The sequence below is a fragment of the Frondihabitans sp. GW821-FHT04F02 genome (assembly GCF_059420045.1).
In genome coordinates, this window is record NZ_JBWKSZ010000003.1 from 350,766 (window position 1) to 364,810 (window position 14,045).

The window sequence follows — 14,045 nt, forward strand, 5'->3', positions numbered from 1 at the left end:
TGTGCCTCAGCGGCGGGTCACGCCCTCGCCTCCCAGGTCGATCCGCGAGTCGCACCACGACGCAAGATCGACGTCGTGCGTGACCACGACGATCGCTGCCCCGGCATTGCGCAGCTCGTCGAGCACGTCGACGGCTCGGCCTGCGTTCTCCGCATCGAGCGCCGAGGACGGCTCGTCCGCGAGGACGATCCGCGGGCGGCGCAGGAGCAGTCGCGCGAGAGCGACCCGCTGCTGCTCGCCGCCGCTCATCGTGTGCGCTCGCCGTCGGTTCGCGCCGGCGAGCCCGACGCGGTCGAGCGCTGCCGACCGTCGCCGAGCGCGCTCGGAGCGGCTGATCCTGCTGCCGATCAGCCCCAGGTCGAGGTTGCGATCAACGGTCCACGAGCCCTCGAGCCCGTAGTCCTGGCGGAGGTGAGCGACTACCCCGCGAAACAGAGCGCGGCGTCGGCTCTCGTGGGGGCGAGTGACGTCGTCGCCCTCGACTCGAAGGCTCCCCGCGTCGAAGCGGTCGACCAGGCCGAGACAGTCGAGCAGGGTCGACTTGCCGGAGCCGCTTCGGCCCCAGATGGCGATGCTCTGCCCCGCGGCGACGTCGAAGGACAGGTCGCTCCACAGGGTGTTCGCGCCGCGCGCCTTCGAGACTCCGGAGACGGAGAGGGCTGGGTCGGTCATCGGAGATTCCTTTCGGTGCGGCGTTGCGCGCCCAGCGCCAGAGCCACGATCGCGGCATCGGCGACCACGCAGAGGGTCATCGCCCACCGGACGCCGTCTGCACTCGAGCCACGGGAGAAAGCAGCGACCAGGATCGCCGCGCTGAGCACGGCCAGGCAGACGAGTGCCGGTGTCATGACACGGAAGAGCGTGTCGCCGTGGATGAACCGAAGAGCGACCGCACGCCGGCTCCGCTGAGCGACGATTGTCGCCAGGACCAGGGCGGACAGGACGAGCGAGACGATCGCCACGCCTCCGACGAAGAGGCTTGCTCTCACTGTCACGGACTGCTCGGCCAGCCGGACGGCGGCGAGATCTTTCACTGATTCGATGGCGCCGATCTGGTCGGTGAGGCCCGCCGCGTCGATCGCCGCCTGAATGGAGGCGGGGTCGTCGAAGAGGATCTCCGCCGAGGTGATTGTCGAGCTGAGCCAGTTGTCGGAGAGGAGCGAGGCCTCAGACGGCAGCACGGCGATCACTGGCTCGGTGAGCGAGCTTCGGTCTGCCAACGCGGTGTGGAACGTGAAGATCTGCTGTCCGGATGCGATCGAGGCGACACGGATGGGTGGCACTCGGGAATCACCATGGTTCTCTTCACCGAGCTGGAAGTGGAGCCAGTCTCGGTACTCGCCCACGATCTGACCGCGATGGCGCATGAGAGAGTCGGGCAGGAGGAGTGTCAACGCCCCTCCCTCGAGGTCGGTTTCGGTCACCCGCGACCCGTCGGCTCGGCGGACGGCTACGTCGTCGAGGTACCGACGGGAGACGATGAGGCTGTTTCCCCGATCCGGCTCGTAGCCCGGTTCGAGATCATGCGCACTGGACGCGACCATGGCGCGACCGCTTTCGAGCTGCGATCGAATCACCTCCGCGACGAGAGGTTCGCTGTCGTAGGACTCCGCCAAGGTCGAGCGGAAGGACAGCGCGAACCAGTCGCTGACTGAATCCCACTGCTGCCGCTCGCGCGTGTTCGCCGCAACCGTGCCGGCTGAAAGGACCGTGGGCGTCAGCGTCACGAGCATGAGAAGAAGTACTCCCCCGTGTACCGCGGCGGCGCCGACGGCCAGCCGCCTCGGAGGTGCCGCCAGAGGGAGAACCGCCTCGAGACCTGACCGTGACGATACGAGCACCGCGATGCCGGTAACCGCCATCGCCGCAAGACAAGCCGCCCCGCACGCCACTCCGGCCGCACTGGCCAGCCGTCCGATCTGGGCGCCGCCGTTGTAGACGACGATCGCGGCGAATCCCGGAACGGCCGCGCCCAGGGCGAACGCCAGCCCGGTCGCGCCGGTCGTAGCGACCGCCCTCGCGACGATCGCGGATCGCCGCCTGCCCGCCAGCAGGGCCAGCGCCGTTCGTCGTCTGCCGGACACCGCGTCCGAGACGCAGCCCAGCGCGAGAGTGAGGCCCGCAGCGAGACCGACGGCGCCGACGGGAAGCTCGTCGCCGATCCAGAGCCCGACGCCCAGCGCCCCGAACGGGTCGGTGGAGACCGACATGCCCGCGGCATTGAGCGCCAGCGCGTAGGCGTCGGCACCCGACTCGCCCGCATCCGACACGTACATGCCGTCCAGCTCGGCGTCGGGGAGGTCGTCAGCACGCGCGAAGACCGTCGTCACGTTCCTGCTGAAGTCGTCGTACCCATCCGTCGAGGCCATGGCGAGATGAGATCCCGGCTCCGCGTTGATGACGTAGAGAGTCCTCTTGGTCGCACCGTCAGCGGCGACGGGAGCGCTCTTGTAGAGCGACAGGTTCTGACGCCTAGCCTCGTCGATCATGAGCTGTCGGGCCTCGGCCCGGGTCCGACCGTCGCCCTTGTCCCAGACGGTCACGACCGTCTGAGTGCCGCGTGGCGCGAGCTCATCGCTCGTGCGCACGAAGAAGAACGCCAGAAGCAGGGCGAGCGCGATTGCCGCCCCGACGCTGATTCGCAGAGCCATCCCCACCTCCGCCGATACTGGAATTCCACACACTACACAGACCTGTGCACGCGCCCAAATCACCGTGCCAGGGTGGACTCATGACCACCGGAGACGCCTTCGAACCCGACCAGCGCTACGCCGCCAACGCCACTTCGTTCGGGGCCGCGGCCGAGGTGTACGAGCGCGGGCGGCCGTCCTACCCGGCCGCGGCCGTCGACTGGCTGCTGCCCGAGGGCGCACACCACGTGGTCGACCTCGGCGCCGGAACCGGCAAGCTGACGCGGATGCTCGTCGACCGCGTGCCCCTGGTGACGGCTGTCGAGCCCTCCGAGGGCATGCGCGAGCAGCTGGTGCGGTCGGTCCCGGGCGCCCAGGCGCTACCAGGATCGGCCGAGCGGCTGCCCCTGGACGGCGAGAGCGTCGACGCGATCTTCGCGGCGCAGGCCTGGCACTGGGTCGACGTCGACCGGGCTGTGCCCGAGGCTGCCCGAGTGCTCCGGCCGGGCGGCGTGCTCGCTCTGCTCTGGAACATCCGCATCGTCACCGACCCGTGGATGATCGCCCTCGACGAGGTCATCGCCCCGGCCAGCGAGAGCGACGCCGAGTCCGAGAGCCCTCGCGTCGGCCCGCCGTTCTCGGAGATCGAGCGCCGCGACTTCGGGTGGGTCAACGAGATCACGCCCGACGAGGTGATCGACATGGTCGCCTCGCGCAGCTACATCCTGACCCTCCCGGAGGGCGAACGGCTCGAGCAGCTCGAACGGGTGCGGACCCTGCTGGCGACGCACCCCGACACGGCGGGCCGGGCGACAGTGGGCGTCCCGTACGTGACGCGGTGCTCGAAGGCGACGCGTCTTGCCGGGTGACCGGCCCGAGTTCCTGCGCCCTGGCCCTAGGCTCGGAGCATGAACGCCCGACGGACACTGGCCGCCTCGGCCATCGTCGTGATCGTCGTCGCGTTCGTCGGGGTCGGCGTGGCCGCCGCCCTGGTCGCCGGACGCGAGCTCTCGAAGACCGACCCTGTGCAGAGCGTCACACCCACGCCGTCCGCCACGGTGGCACCCTAGGGGCATGACCGTCACGCTCGAGCCCATGCCCGCCGACCGCCGCACCGCGTGGCTCGACCGGTCGCGGTCCGAGTACATCGAATCACGGCAGAAGGCCGGCGAGACGCTCGGACAGGCCACGGCGAACGCCGACAGGTCGTTCAAGACGTACTTTCCCCACGGCATACCAGCGGCGGGCCAGCACGTGTTCGACGTCGTCGCCGACGGTGCGCCGGTCGGCATCCTGTGGATCGGCGTCATGGACTCCGCCTCGAACGACTGGTGGGTCTTCGACGTCGAGATCTCCGAGTCGGAACGCGGTCGCGGCTACGGCCGGGCCGCGATGCAGCTCGCAGAGACGACGGCGCAGGAACTCGGCGCAGCCTCCATCGGACTCAACGTGTTCGGCTACAACACCATCGCCCGCCACCTCTACGAGTCGCTCGGCTACGAGACGACGTCCGTGCAGATGAAGAAGGGGCTCTGACGGATTCGGAACGGTATTCGGCCCGCGCTGAGGCAGCTGAGCACGCAAGAAGGGCGCCGGCTGTGCCGACGCCCTTCCCTGCTAGGTGATACTTCGCCGCCCGGGTAAGCGGCTCTTCCCTGATCCCAAGTGTCTGGGCTCCCTCAGGGGCTTGTGTTCGGCCTGAACGAGACGGTTCTAGAAGTCCCAGTCCTCGTCTTCGGTGGTCTCCGCCTTGCCGATGACGTACGACGAGCCGGAGCCGGAGAAGAAGTCGTGGTTCTCGTCGGCGTTCGGGGAGAGCGCCGAGAGGATCGCGGGGTTCACGTCGGTGACGTCCTTCGGGAACATCGGCTCGTAGCCGAGGTTCATCAGCGCCTTGTTGGCGTTGTAGTGGAGGAACTTCTTGACGTCCTCGGTCAGCCCGACCGAGTCGTAGAGGTCTTGCGTGTACTGCACCTCGTTGTCGTAGAGCTCGAACAGGAGGTTGAACGTGTAGTCCTTGATCTCCTGCTTGCGCTCCTCGCTGGCGCCCTCGAGCCCCTTCTGGAACTTGTAGCCGATGTAGTACCCGTGAACGGCCTCGTCGCGGATGATGAGGCGGATCATGTCGGCGGTGTTCGTCAGCTTGGCACGCGACGACCAGTACATCGGCAGATAGAAGCCCGAGTAGAAGAGGAACGACTCGAGCAGCGTCGAGGCGACCTTGCGCTTCAGGGGGTCGTCGCCCGTGTAGTAGTCGAGGACGATCTGGGCCTTCTTCTGAAGGTTGACGTTCTCCTCCGACCAGCGGAACGCGTCGTCGATCTCGGGCGTCGACGCGAGCGTCGAGAAGATCGACGAGTAGCTCTTCGCGTGCACCGACTCCATGAACGCGATGTTCGTGTAGACGGACTCCTCGTGCGGGGTGATCGCATCGGGAATCAGGCTGATAGCCCCGACGGTGCCCTGGATCGTGTCGAGCAGGGTGAGGCCCGTGAAGACGCGCATCGTCAGCTGCTGCTCTTCGGGAGTCAGCGTGTTCCACGACTGGACGTCGTTCGACAGCGGGATCTTCTCGGGGAGCCAGAAGTTGTTGACGAGCCGGTTCCAGACCTCGACGTCTTTGTCGTCGTGGATGCGGTTCCAGTTGATCGCGCTCACGGCCCGCACGAGCGGGATCTGCCGGCTTGTGGAGGGAGTGGGCCCGAGGGCGTGGGCCGGGTCTGTAACAGTCATTCTCGAGTTCCTGAATTCTTATCGGTGTCGACGGTCACAGCATGCACGAGACGCAGCCGTCGACCTCGGTGCCCTCGAGCGCCATCTGACGGAGACGGATGTAGTAGATCGTCTTGATGCCCTTGCGCCATGCGTAGATCTGGGCCTTGTTGATGTCGCGGGTGGTCGCCGTGTCTTTGAAGAACAGCGTGAGCGAGAGGCCCTGGTCGACGTGCTGCGTGGCCGCGGCATAGGTGTCGATGATCTTCTCGGGGCCGATCTCGTACGCGTCGGTGTAGTAGTCGAGGTTGTCGTTGGTCATGAAGGGCGCGGGGTAGTAGACGCGGCCCAGCTTGCCCTCCTTGCGGATCTCGATCTTCGACGCGATCGGGTGGATCGACGAGGTGGAGTGGTTGATGTACGAGATCGAACCGGTCGGCGGGACGGCCTGGAGGTTCTGGTTGTAGATGCCGTGCTCCATGACGCTGGCCTTGAGCGCGCGCCAGTCGTCCTGCGTCGGGATCTCCACGTTCGCGTCGGCGAACAGCTTCGCAGCGCGCTCGGTCGACGGGATCCACTCGGACTCGGTGTACTTATCGAAGAACTCGCCCGACGCGTACTTCGAGTCGTCGAAGCCGCCGAACTTCACCTTGCGCTCGATCGCGATCTTGTTCGAGGCGCGCAGCGCGTGGAACAGCACCGTGTAGAAGTAGATGTTCGTGAAGTCGATGGCCTCTTCGGTGCCGTAGTGCACGCGCTCACGGGCCAGGTAGCCGTGGAGGTTCATCTGGCCGAGACCGATGGCGTGCGAAGAGTCGTTGCCGACCTCGATGGAGCGGACCGAAGTGATGTGGCTCATGTCGCTGACGGCGCTGAGCCCGCGGATGGCGGTCTCGACGGTGCGGCCGAAGTTGTCGCTGTCCATCGAGAGGGCGATGTTCATCGACCCGAGGTTGCAGGAGATGTCCTTGCCGATCTCGTCGTACGAGAGGTCTTCGTTGAAGGTGGTCGGCGTGTTGACCTGCAGGATCTCGGAGCAGAGGTTCGACATGTTGATCCGGCCCTTGATCGGGTTGGCCTTGTTCACCGTGTCCTCGAACACGATGTAGGGGTAGCCCGACTCGAACTGGATCTCGGCGATGGTCTGGAAGAACTCGCGAGCGTTGATCTTCGTCTTCTTGATGCGAGCGTCGTCGACCATCTCGCGGTACTTGTCGGTGATCGAGATGTCGCCGAAGGGGACGCCGTAGACGCGCTCCACGTCGTAGGGCGAGAACAGGTACATGTCCTCGTCCTTCTTCGCGAGCTCGAACGTGATGTCGGGCACGACGACACCGAGTGACAGCGTCTTGATGCGGATCTTCTCGTCGGCGTTCTCACGCTTCGTGTCGAGGAATCGCAGGATGTCGGGGTGGTGCGCCGACAGGTAGACCGCGCCGGCGCCCTGGCGTGCGCCCAGCTGGTTGGCGTAGCTGAAGCTGTCTTCGAGGAGCTTCATGACGGGGATGATGCCCGAGGACTGGTTCTCGATCTGCTTGATCGGCGCGCCGGCCTCGCGGATGTTCGAGAGCGACAGGGCGACGCCGCCGCCGCGCTTCGACAGCTGGAGCGACGAGTTGATGCCGCGCGAGATCGACTCCATGTTGTCTTCGATGCGCAGGAGGAAGCAGCTGACGAGCTCGCCGCGCTGGGCCTTGGCCGTGTTGAGGAAGGTCGGAGTGGCCGGCTGGAAGCGGCCGGCGATGATCTCCTCGACGAGGTCGATCGCGAGCTGCTCGTCGCCCTGGGCGAGGCCGAGGGCGGTCATGACGACGCGGTCCTCGAAGCGCTCGAGGTAGCGCTTTCCGTCGAAGGTCTTGAGCGTGTAGGAGGTGTAGTACTTGAACGCGCCGAGGAACGTCTGGAAGCGGAACTTCTTCGAGTACGCGAGGTCGTTGAGCTTCTCGATGAACTCGAACGAGTACATGTCGATCGTCGCCTGCTCGTAGTAGTCGTTCTCGACCAGGTAGTCGAGACGCTCCTTGAGGTTGTGGAAGAAGACCGTGTTCTGGTTGACGTGCTGCAGGAAGTACTGCTTGGCCGCCTCGCGATCCCTGTCGAACTGGATCTCGCCGTTGCTCCCGTAGAGGTTGAGCATGGCGTTCAGCGCGTGGTAGTCCATACCCGCGTTCGGCCCCGCGATTACCTCGAGGTCATCGACTGCTGCGTCCAAAATTGGTCCAATCCTTCTTGTACTGCTCGTACGTCGTCCGGGGTGCCGAAGACCTCGGCACGGTAGAGGAGGGGCACTCCGCACTTGGCGCTGACGATCTCGCCAGCCAGGCAGTAGCCCTCTCCGAAGTTGGTGTTGCCCGTCGCTATGACTCCGCGGATGAGGTCTCTGTTGACCTCGTCGTTCAGAAAGCGGATGACCTGCTTGGGGACGGCGCCTCGCCCTTCGCCTCCGCCGTAGGTGGGGAGGACGAGGACGAAGGGGTCACGGGCGTGGAGCGGCTCGTCGGTCGGGAAGAGCGGGATCCGCTCGGCCGGGAGGCCCAGCTTCTCGACGAAGCGCGCAGTGTTGCCCGACACGCTCGAGAAGTAGATGAGGTGAGTCACGACACTCCTCCTCGGGGTGGTTTCAGAACTACGCGATGGCGGCTGCGAGGCCGGCGATCTTGTCGGGGCGGAAGCCGCTCCAGTGGTCTTCGTCGGTGACGACGACGGGAGCCTGCAGGTAGCCCAGGGCCTTGACCGTCTCGAGGGCCTTGTCGTCGACGGAGACGTCGAAGACCTCGTACTCGATGCCCTTGTTGTCGAGAGCGCGGTAGGTGGCCGTGCACTGGACGCAGGACGGCTTCGTGTAGACGGTGATGGCCATGTTCTCCCCTAGAAAAACGACGGTTCGCGGACCCGCGAGTGCCTGCGACGGCTTCTGCGGGGTGTGGTTGGTGCTGCGGATCGATACTACATCTAGGGGCCGACATTGGAAGGCACCACTAGATCCGGTGTTACACGGCTGTAATTACGATCGCCGGATTATCCACAGGGGTTGTGCACAGTTGGGGGCGCTTATCCCCGGAAAATCGGCTTTCTCCACAGCCTCCTCCCCACCCCCGACACTCGAAACTGTGGATAACCCGTCGCGCCCCCATTTCGGGGGTGCGGCGTGTCGCGTGAATCGCCCCTCCCGGCAGGCTGCGGAGGCTCCGTAGACTGGTCACCTCGTGGGCGCCTATTCCAATCTTCTGAAGACGCCGGGGGTCGCGCGGATCATCGCCGCGCAGCTGACCGCCCGGTTCCCGTTCGGCATGCTCTCGCTCGCCTTCCTGCTCCACGTCGAGCACGTGACGCACTCGTACGGCGCCGCGGGAATCGTCCTCGCCGCCACGAGCGTGGGCCAGGCGATCTCGGGTCCGCTCACCAGCCGGTGGATGGGCATCTGGGGCATGCGCCCGGTGCTGCTGCTCACGCTGGCCGTCTGCTTCGCGAGCCTCCTCGTCTTCGCGCTCGCTCCGCTGACGCTCCCCCTGTACATGGTGGTCGGCTTCGTGGCGGGCCTGAGCGTACCCCCGGTCCAGCCGGCCGTGCGCACGATCTACCCGAAGATGGTCAACTCGAAGCAGCTGACTCCGCTCTTCTCGCTCGACGCCTCCGCGCAGGAGATCATCTGGGTCGCCGGCCCCGTCATCACCACCTTCGTCGGCACGCAGATCGGCACGACCTACGCGATCCTGACCGCGGCCGCCTTCCTCATCGGCGGCGGCATCTGGTTCATCGCCTCGCCCGAGGTCGGCCAGGTGCGGATCCCGAAGAGCAAGCGCTCGTTCGGCAAGGTGCTGGCCCGACCGACGGTGCTCCTGTCGACGATCACCGGCTTCCTCCTGATCGGCACCTGCGCCGCCGTCGAGGCCGGCGTCATCTCGGCGTTCGGCGACGGCAGCCCTAACTCCGGCTTCGTGCTCGCCGTCTTCGCGATCGGCTCGCTCGCCGGCGGCCTCCTGCTCGGCCATCTCCCGGTCGGTCCGTGGTCGCTGCCGATCCGCATGGTGATCGTGTTCGCGGGCATCGCGCTCACGATCTTCATCCCGACGTCGTTCGTCTGGCTGTGCGTGACCCTGCTCATCGCCGGCGTCGGCATCGCCCCCGCCCTGGCCGTGATGTTCGCGATCATCTCGTCGAGCGTGCGCTTCAGCGACACGGCCGAGGCCTACGGCTGGGCCGGTACCGGCCAGCTCATCGGAGCGGCGATCGGCTCCGCCATCGCCGGCGCCCTGATCGACCAGACGGGCACCGTCGGCGGGCTCTACGTCGCTGCGGGCTTCGCGCTGCTGGGCGTCCTCGTGCCCACGCTCTTCCAGCGCGTGCTGCCCGACCTCCGCGGCACGGATGCCGGGCCCCTCGCCGACACGGAGCCGGTGCCGATCCAGGCGAGCTGACGCCGCGTCGGCGATAATCGACACATGGCGAACGACGTGGGCCCTCGGATCCGACTCAACGACGGCAACTCGATCCCGCAGCTCGGGCTGGGGGTCTACAAGGTCGACGACGACACCGCCGAGCGGACGGTCGCCACGGCCCTCGACGCCGGCTACCGCCACCTCGACACGGCCGAGTACTACGCGAACGAAGCCGGCGTGGGCCGCGCCCTCGCAGCCTCGGGCCTCCCGCGCGACGACGTCTACGTCACCACCAAGGTGTGGAACGACCAGCAGGGCTTCGACTCGACCCTCCACTCGTTCGACCGCAGCCTCGAGAAGCTCGGCGTCGACTTCGTCGACCTCTACCTGATCCACTGGCCGGCACCACGTCAGGACCTGTACGTCGAGACGTACCGCGCCCTCGAGCGCATCCGCGAGGAGGGACGAGCCCGCTCGATCGGCGTCTCGAACTTCCAGGTGCATCACCTCGAGCGCCTCCTCGGCGAGACCGACGTCGTGCCGGTGCTGAACCAGATCGAGGTGCAGCCGTGGCTGCAGCAGACCGAGCTTCGGGCCTTCGGTGACGCCCGCCACATCGCGACGGAGGCGTGGTCGCCGCTGGCGCGCGGGCGGATCCTCGACGAGCCCCTCCTCACCGGCCTCGCCGAGAAGCACGGCGTCTCGACCGCTCAGCTCGTGATCCGCTGGCATCTCCAGTCGGGGCTCGTGGTGATCCCGAAGTCGGTGACGCCGTCGCGCATCGCCGAGAATCTCGACGTGTTCGGGTTCGAGCTCTCCGACGACGAGATGGCGACGATCGCGGGTCTCGACTCGGGCGAGCGCGTCGGGTCGCACCCGGACGAGGTGGGCTAGCCGGTCGACGGCGCTGCCCTGTGATCGGAGCATCGGCTCGAGCCCGGTACCGTTGTGGGGCACCCCGAGAGCTAGGAGCACCATGACGATCAGAGCCGCCGCAGACGGATCCGCCCTCGGCAACCCCGGGCCCGCCGGCTGGGCCTGGTACGTCGACGACGAGCGCTGGGCGGCCGGCGGCTGGCCGCGCAACACCAACAACGTGGGCGAGCTCACGGCCGTGCTGGAGCTGCTGCGGGCGACGGCCGATGAAGACGACGACCTGCTGATCCTGTGCGACAGCCAGTACGCCATCAAGGCGTGCACCGAGTGGCTCGCCGGCTGGAAGCGCAAAGGCTGGCGCAAGGCCGACGGCAAGCCGGTGATGAACGTCGAGATCATCAAGGAGCTCGACGAGGCTCTGCAGGGTCGACGGGTGAAGTTCGAGTGGGTGCGCGGGCACGTGGGCCACGTCATGAACGAGGCCGCCGACATCCGGGCACGGACGGCCGCCGAGGCGTTCCAGCGCAAGACCGCCGTGCCGCACGGACCCGGCTGGCCCGACAAGCCCGTGACGACGGTCAGCGACGCTGCCGCCGTCGACCCGGCGCCGCCCGCGACGCTCTTCTAGGCGCCGACCGGCCCGACAGCCGTGACCCGCAGCACCGCCTGGCCCTGCTCGTTCGACTCCGCCAGGTCGACGGTGCCCGAGATGCCCCAGTCGTGGTCGCCCTCGGGATCGTCGAGGATCTGCCGCACGGTCCATGCCGTCGCGCCCTCGTCGATGACCAGGAGGGACGCGCCTCGAGCGACCGGGCCTGTTCCGATCGTGTCGTACTCGTCGTAGTAGCGGTCGAGGGCCGCGCCCCACGCGTCGGCGTCGAAGCCTGCGGCAGCGTCGAGCTCGCCCAGTGCATCGGCGTCGTCGCGGGCCGCGAGCTGCACGCGACGGAACAGCTCGTTGCGCACGAGCACTGTGAAGGCCCGGTGGTTGGCCGTGAGCGTGCGGAGGGTGGGCGGCACGATGGCGTCGTGCGAGGCGACCTCGGTCGGATTGACCATCTCCTCCCACTCGTCGAGCAGCGACGAGTCGACCTGCCGCACCAGCTCGCCGAGCCACTCGATGATGTCGAGCAGCTCGTCGGTCTTGGCCTCGTTCGGGATCGTCTGGCGCAGCGCCCGGTAGGCGTCGGAGAGATAGCGCAGGACGAGCCCCTCCGAGCGCGCCAGCCCGTAGAAGTTCACGTAGTCGCCGAACGTCATGGCGCGCTCGAACAGATCGCGAACGACGGCCTTGGGCGACAGCTCGAAGTCGCCGATCCACGGCTGCGACGCCTTGTACGTCTCGAACAGGGCGCCGAGCAGCTCGTCGAGCGGCTTCGGCCAGGTGACCTCCTCGAGCAGCTCCATGCGCTCCTCGTACTCGATGCCCTCCTGCTTCATCGCGGCGACCGCCTCGCCCCGCGCCTTGAACTGCTGCTGCGACAGGATCGGCCGCGGGTCGTCGAGGGTGGACTCGACGACGGACACCATGTCGAGCGCGTAGGTGTCGGACTCGGGGTCGAGCACCTCGAAGGCGGCGAGCGCGAACGGAGACAGCGGCTGGTTGAGGGCGAAGTTGGGCTGCAGGTCGACGGTGAGGCGGATGGTGGGGCTGCCCGTTCCTGCGGGATCGGGGATCTGCTCGACCACCCCCGACTCGCGGAGGCTGCGGTACAGCGAGATGGCCTGCCGGGCCAGCGCGTACTTCTGAGTGCGCGTCGAGTGGTTCTCGAACACGAGCGAGCGCACGTTGCCGAAGACGTCGCCGCCGCGCGCGATCACGTTCAGCATCATCGCGTGCGTGATCTGCATGCTCGACGACAGGGGCTCCGGCTCGGCCTCGACGAGCTTGAAGAACGACGGCTCGCCCCACGAGACGAAGCCCTCGGGCGCCTTCTTGCGCACGATCTTGCGCTTCTTCTTGGCGTCGTCGCCGGCCTTCTTGATCTGCTGCAGGTTGTCGATCTCGTGCTCGGGAGCCTGCAGGGTGACAGTGCCGGCCGTGTCGTAGCCCGCACGCCCCGCGCGACCGGCGACCTGGTGGAACTCCCGCGCGCTCAGCTGGCGCATGCGCGTGCCGTCGAACTTGGTGAGCGCCGTGAGCAGCACGGTGCGGATCGGCACGTTGATGCCCACGCCGAGCGTGTCGGTGCCGCAGATGACGCGCAGGAGCCCGCGCTGGGCAAGCTGCTCGACGAGGCGGCGGTACTTCGGGAGCATGCCCGCGTGGTGCACCCCGATCCCTGCCCGCACGAGGCGGTTGAGCGTCTTGCCGAAGCTGGTCGAGAAGCGGAACCCCGCGATCAGCTCGGCGATCTCGTCGCGCTGCTCGCGCGTGGCGACCTTGATGCTCGACAGCGCCTGCGCCCGTTCGAGCGCTGCGGCCTGCGAGAAGTGCACGACGTAGATCGGGGCCTCGCCGGTCGACAGCAGCTCCTCGACCGTCTCGTGCACCGGGGTGGTCGCGTAGAAGTAGTGCAGCGGCACCGGTCGCTCGACCCCGGTGACCAGGGCGACCGGCCGACCCGTCCGTCGGCCGAGGTCGTCGCTGATGGCCTCGACGTTGCCCAACGTGGCCGACATGAGCAGGAACTGGACCTCCGGCAGCAGAAGCAGCGGGACCTGCCACGCCCATCCGCGGCTCGGGTCGGCGTAGAAGTGGAACTCGTCCATGACGACCTGCCCCACCTCGGCGGCCGGTCCGTGGCGCAGGGCCAGGTTGGCGAGGATCTCGGCCGTGCAGCAGATGATCGGGGCGTCGGAGTTGACCGACGAGTCGCCGGTGACCATGCCGACGTTCTCCGGGCCGAAGAGGTCGACGAGCTGGAAGAACTTCTCGCTCACCAGGGCCTTGATCGGTGCCGTGTAGTAGCTGCGCTTGCCCGTGGCCAGGGCGACGAAGTGCGCGCCGGCCGCGACGAGCGACTTGCCGGTTCCGGTCGGGGTCGAGAGGATCACCGATGCGCCCGACACGAGCTCGATCATGGCCTCGTCTTGGGCGGGGTAGAGGGGGCGGCCCGAAGACTCGGCCCAGGTGGCGAAGTCCATGTAGACGGTGTCGGCGTCGAACTCGCCGTCGCCCTTGGTGTCGTTCGGCCCGTAGTACTGGGACAGCAGCGCAGCAAGGGGGTACGTCGGCATGATCTCCCTATCCTCGCAGGCCTACTCGGAGCGCGCGGCGCCAGCCGCCTCTTCAGCACGAGAGATCCCTCGGTCGGACGGTGCCGGAGGCACGGATCTCACGAGCGGCAGCGTCGGCGGCCGACCCCGCGGCAAAGCCGCCGAGGCAATACAGAGGGATGCGCCCCCTGCTCGACGAAACAAGTTTCGGAACGGAGGGCGCATCGCACGCCCCTGGTGATGCCATGCGAGCGGAATCGGATCAGGTGACTGCCGCGCACATGGAGCC

At 67.3% G+C, this 14,045-nt stretch carries 13 protein-coding genes; 6 read left to right on the forward strand and 7 right to left on the reverse strand.

Annotated elements, in window-relative coordinates; all coding sequences use genetic code 11:
• Positions 1-6: 6 nt before the first annotated feature.
• The gene (locus AC07TY_RS10265; RefSeq protein ID WP_494785253.1) at positions 7-672 is read right to left on the reverse strand and encodes an ATP-binding cassette domain-containing protein; all 666 of its coding nucleotides are present in this window, start codon (positions 670-672) and stop codon (positions 7-9) included.
• A complete protein-coding gene (locus AC07TY_RS10270; protein WP_494785254.1) occupies positions 669-2,651 on the reverse strand; it encodes a bacteriocin-associated integral membrane family protein in 1,983 nt (660 codons plus the stop codon). Before AC07TY_RS10270 ends, AC07TY_RS10265 begins: the two co-directional genes overlap by 4 nt.
• Positions 2,652-2,731: 80 nt before the next feature.
• On the opposite strand from AC07TY_RS10270, the gene AC07TY_RS10275 reads away from it, so the two are divergent.
• Genes AC07TY_RS10275 through AC07TY_RS10285 form a run of 3 tightly spaced genes read left to right on the forward strand, consistent with a single transcriptional unit; the run spans position 2,732 to position 4,166 of the window.
• Positions 2,732-3,499 carry a class I SAM-dependent methyltransferase gene (locus AC07TY_RS10275; RefSeq protein WP_494785255.1) on the forward strand — a complete coding sequence of 256 codons (768 nt, stop codon included), beginning with the start codon at positions 2,732-2,734 and terminating at the stop codon, positions 3,497-3,499.
• A gap of 39 nt (positions 3,500-3,538) precedes the next feature.
• A complete protein-coding gene (locus AC07TY_RS10280; RefSeq protein ID WP_494785256.1) occupies positions 3,539-3,700 on the forward strand; it encodes a hypothetical protein in 162 nt (53 codons plus the stop codon).
• Positions 3,701-3,704: 4 nt separating this feature from the next.
• Positions 3,705-4,166, forward strand: coding sequence for a GNAT family N-acetyltransferase (locus tag AC07TY_RS10285; protein WP_494785257.1), 462 nt, complete (start codon positions 3,705-3,707; stop codon positions 4,164-4,166).
• A gap of 177 nt (positions 4,167-4,343) precedes the next feature.
• Here AC07TY_RS10285 and nrdF read toward each other — a convergent pair whose 3' ends face one another.
• Genes nrdF through nrdH form a run of 4 tightly spaced genes read right to left on the reverse strand, consistent with a single transcriptional unit; the run spans position 4,344 to position 8,202 of the window.
• Positions 4,344-5,363 carry a class 1b ribonucleoside-diphosphate reductase subunit beta gene (gene nrdF, locus AC07TY_RS10290; protein WP_488625615.1) on the reverse strand — a complete coding sequence of 340 codons (1,020 nt, stop codon included), beginning with the start codon at positions 5,361-5,363 and terminating at the stop codon, positions 4,344-4,346.
• A gap of 34 nt (positions 5,364-5,397) precedes the next feature.
• Positions 5,398-7,503, reverse strand: a complete 2,106-nt coding sequence (gene nrdE / locus AC07TY_RS10295) for a class 1b ribonucleoside-diphosphate reductase subunit alpha (RefSeq protein ID WP_488625614.1) — start codon at positions 7,501-7,503, stop codon at positions 5,398-5,400.
• A 20-nt stretch (positions 7,504-7,523) separates the two neighbouring features.
• Positions 7,524-7,940: a class Ib ribonucleoside-diphosphate reductase assembly flavoprotein NrdI gene (nrdI, locus tag AC07TY_RS10300; RefSeq protein WP_123506348.1), complete on the reverse strand. Its 417-nt coding sequence runs from the start codon at positions 7,938-7,940 to the stop codon at positions 7,524-7,526.
• 28 nt (positions 7,941-7,968) lie between these two features.
• On the reverse strand, positions 7,969-8,202 hold the full coding sequence (gene nrdH, locus AC07TY_RS10305) for a glutaredoxin-like protein NrdH (protein ID WP_123506349.1): 234 nt from the start codon (positions 8,200-8,202) through the stop codon (positions 7,969-7,971).
• 346 nt (positions 8,203-8,548) lie between these two features.
• Here nrdH and AC07TY_RS10310 point away from each other — a divergent pair, with 346 nt between their 5' ends.
• From AC07TY_RS10310 to AC07TY_RS10320, 3 genes are all read left to right on the forward strand, one after another.
• The gene (locus tag AC07TY_RS10310; RefSeq protein ID WP_494785258.1) at positions 8,549-9,760 is read left to right on the forward strand and encodes an MFS transporter; all 1,212 of its coding nucleotides are present in this window, start codon (positions 8,549-8,551) and stop codon (positions 9,758-9,760) included.
• Positions 9,761-9,784: 24 nt separating this feature from the next.
• The gene (locus AC07TY_RS10315; RefSeq protein ID WP_494785259.1) at positions 9,785-10,615 is read left to right on the forward strand and encodes an aldo/keto reductase; all 831 of its coding nucleotides are present in this window, start codon (positions 9,785-9,787) and stop codon (positions 10,613-10,615) included.
• An 82-nt stretch (positions 10,616-10,697) separates the two neighbouring features.
• Positions 10,698-11,225 carry an RNase H family protein gene (locus AC07TY_RS10320; protein WP_123506353.1) on the forward strand — a complete coding sequence of 176 codons (528 nt, stop codon included), beginning with the start codon at positions 10,698-10,700 and terminating at the stop codon, positions 11,223-11,225.
• On the opposite strand, the gene AC07TY_RS10325 is transcribed toward AC07TY_RS10320, so the two are convergent.
• Entirely contained in the window at positions 11,222-13,684 is a 2,463-nt protein-coding gene (locus AC07TY_RS10325) for a DEAD/DEAH box helicase (protein WP_494785436.1), read from the reverse strand. The genes AC07TY_RS10320 and AC07TY_RS10325 overlap by 4 nt on opposite strands.
• Between the last annotated feature and the right edge of the window lie 361 nt (positions 13,685-14,045).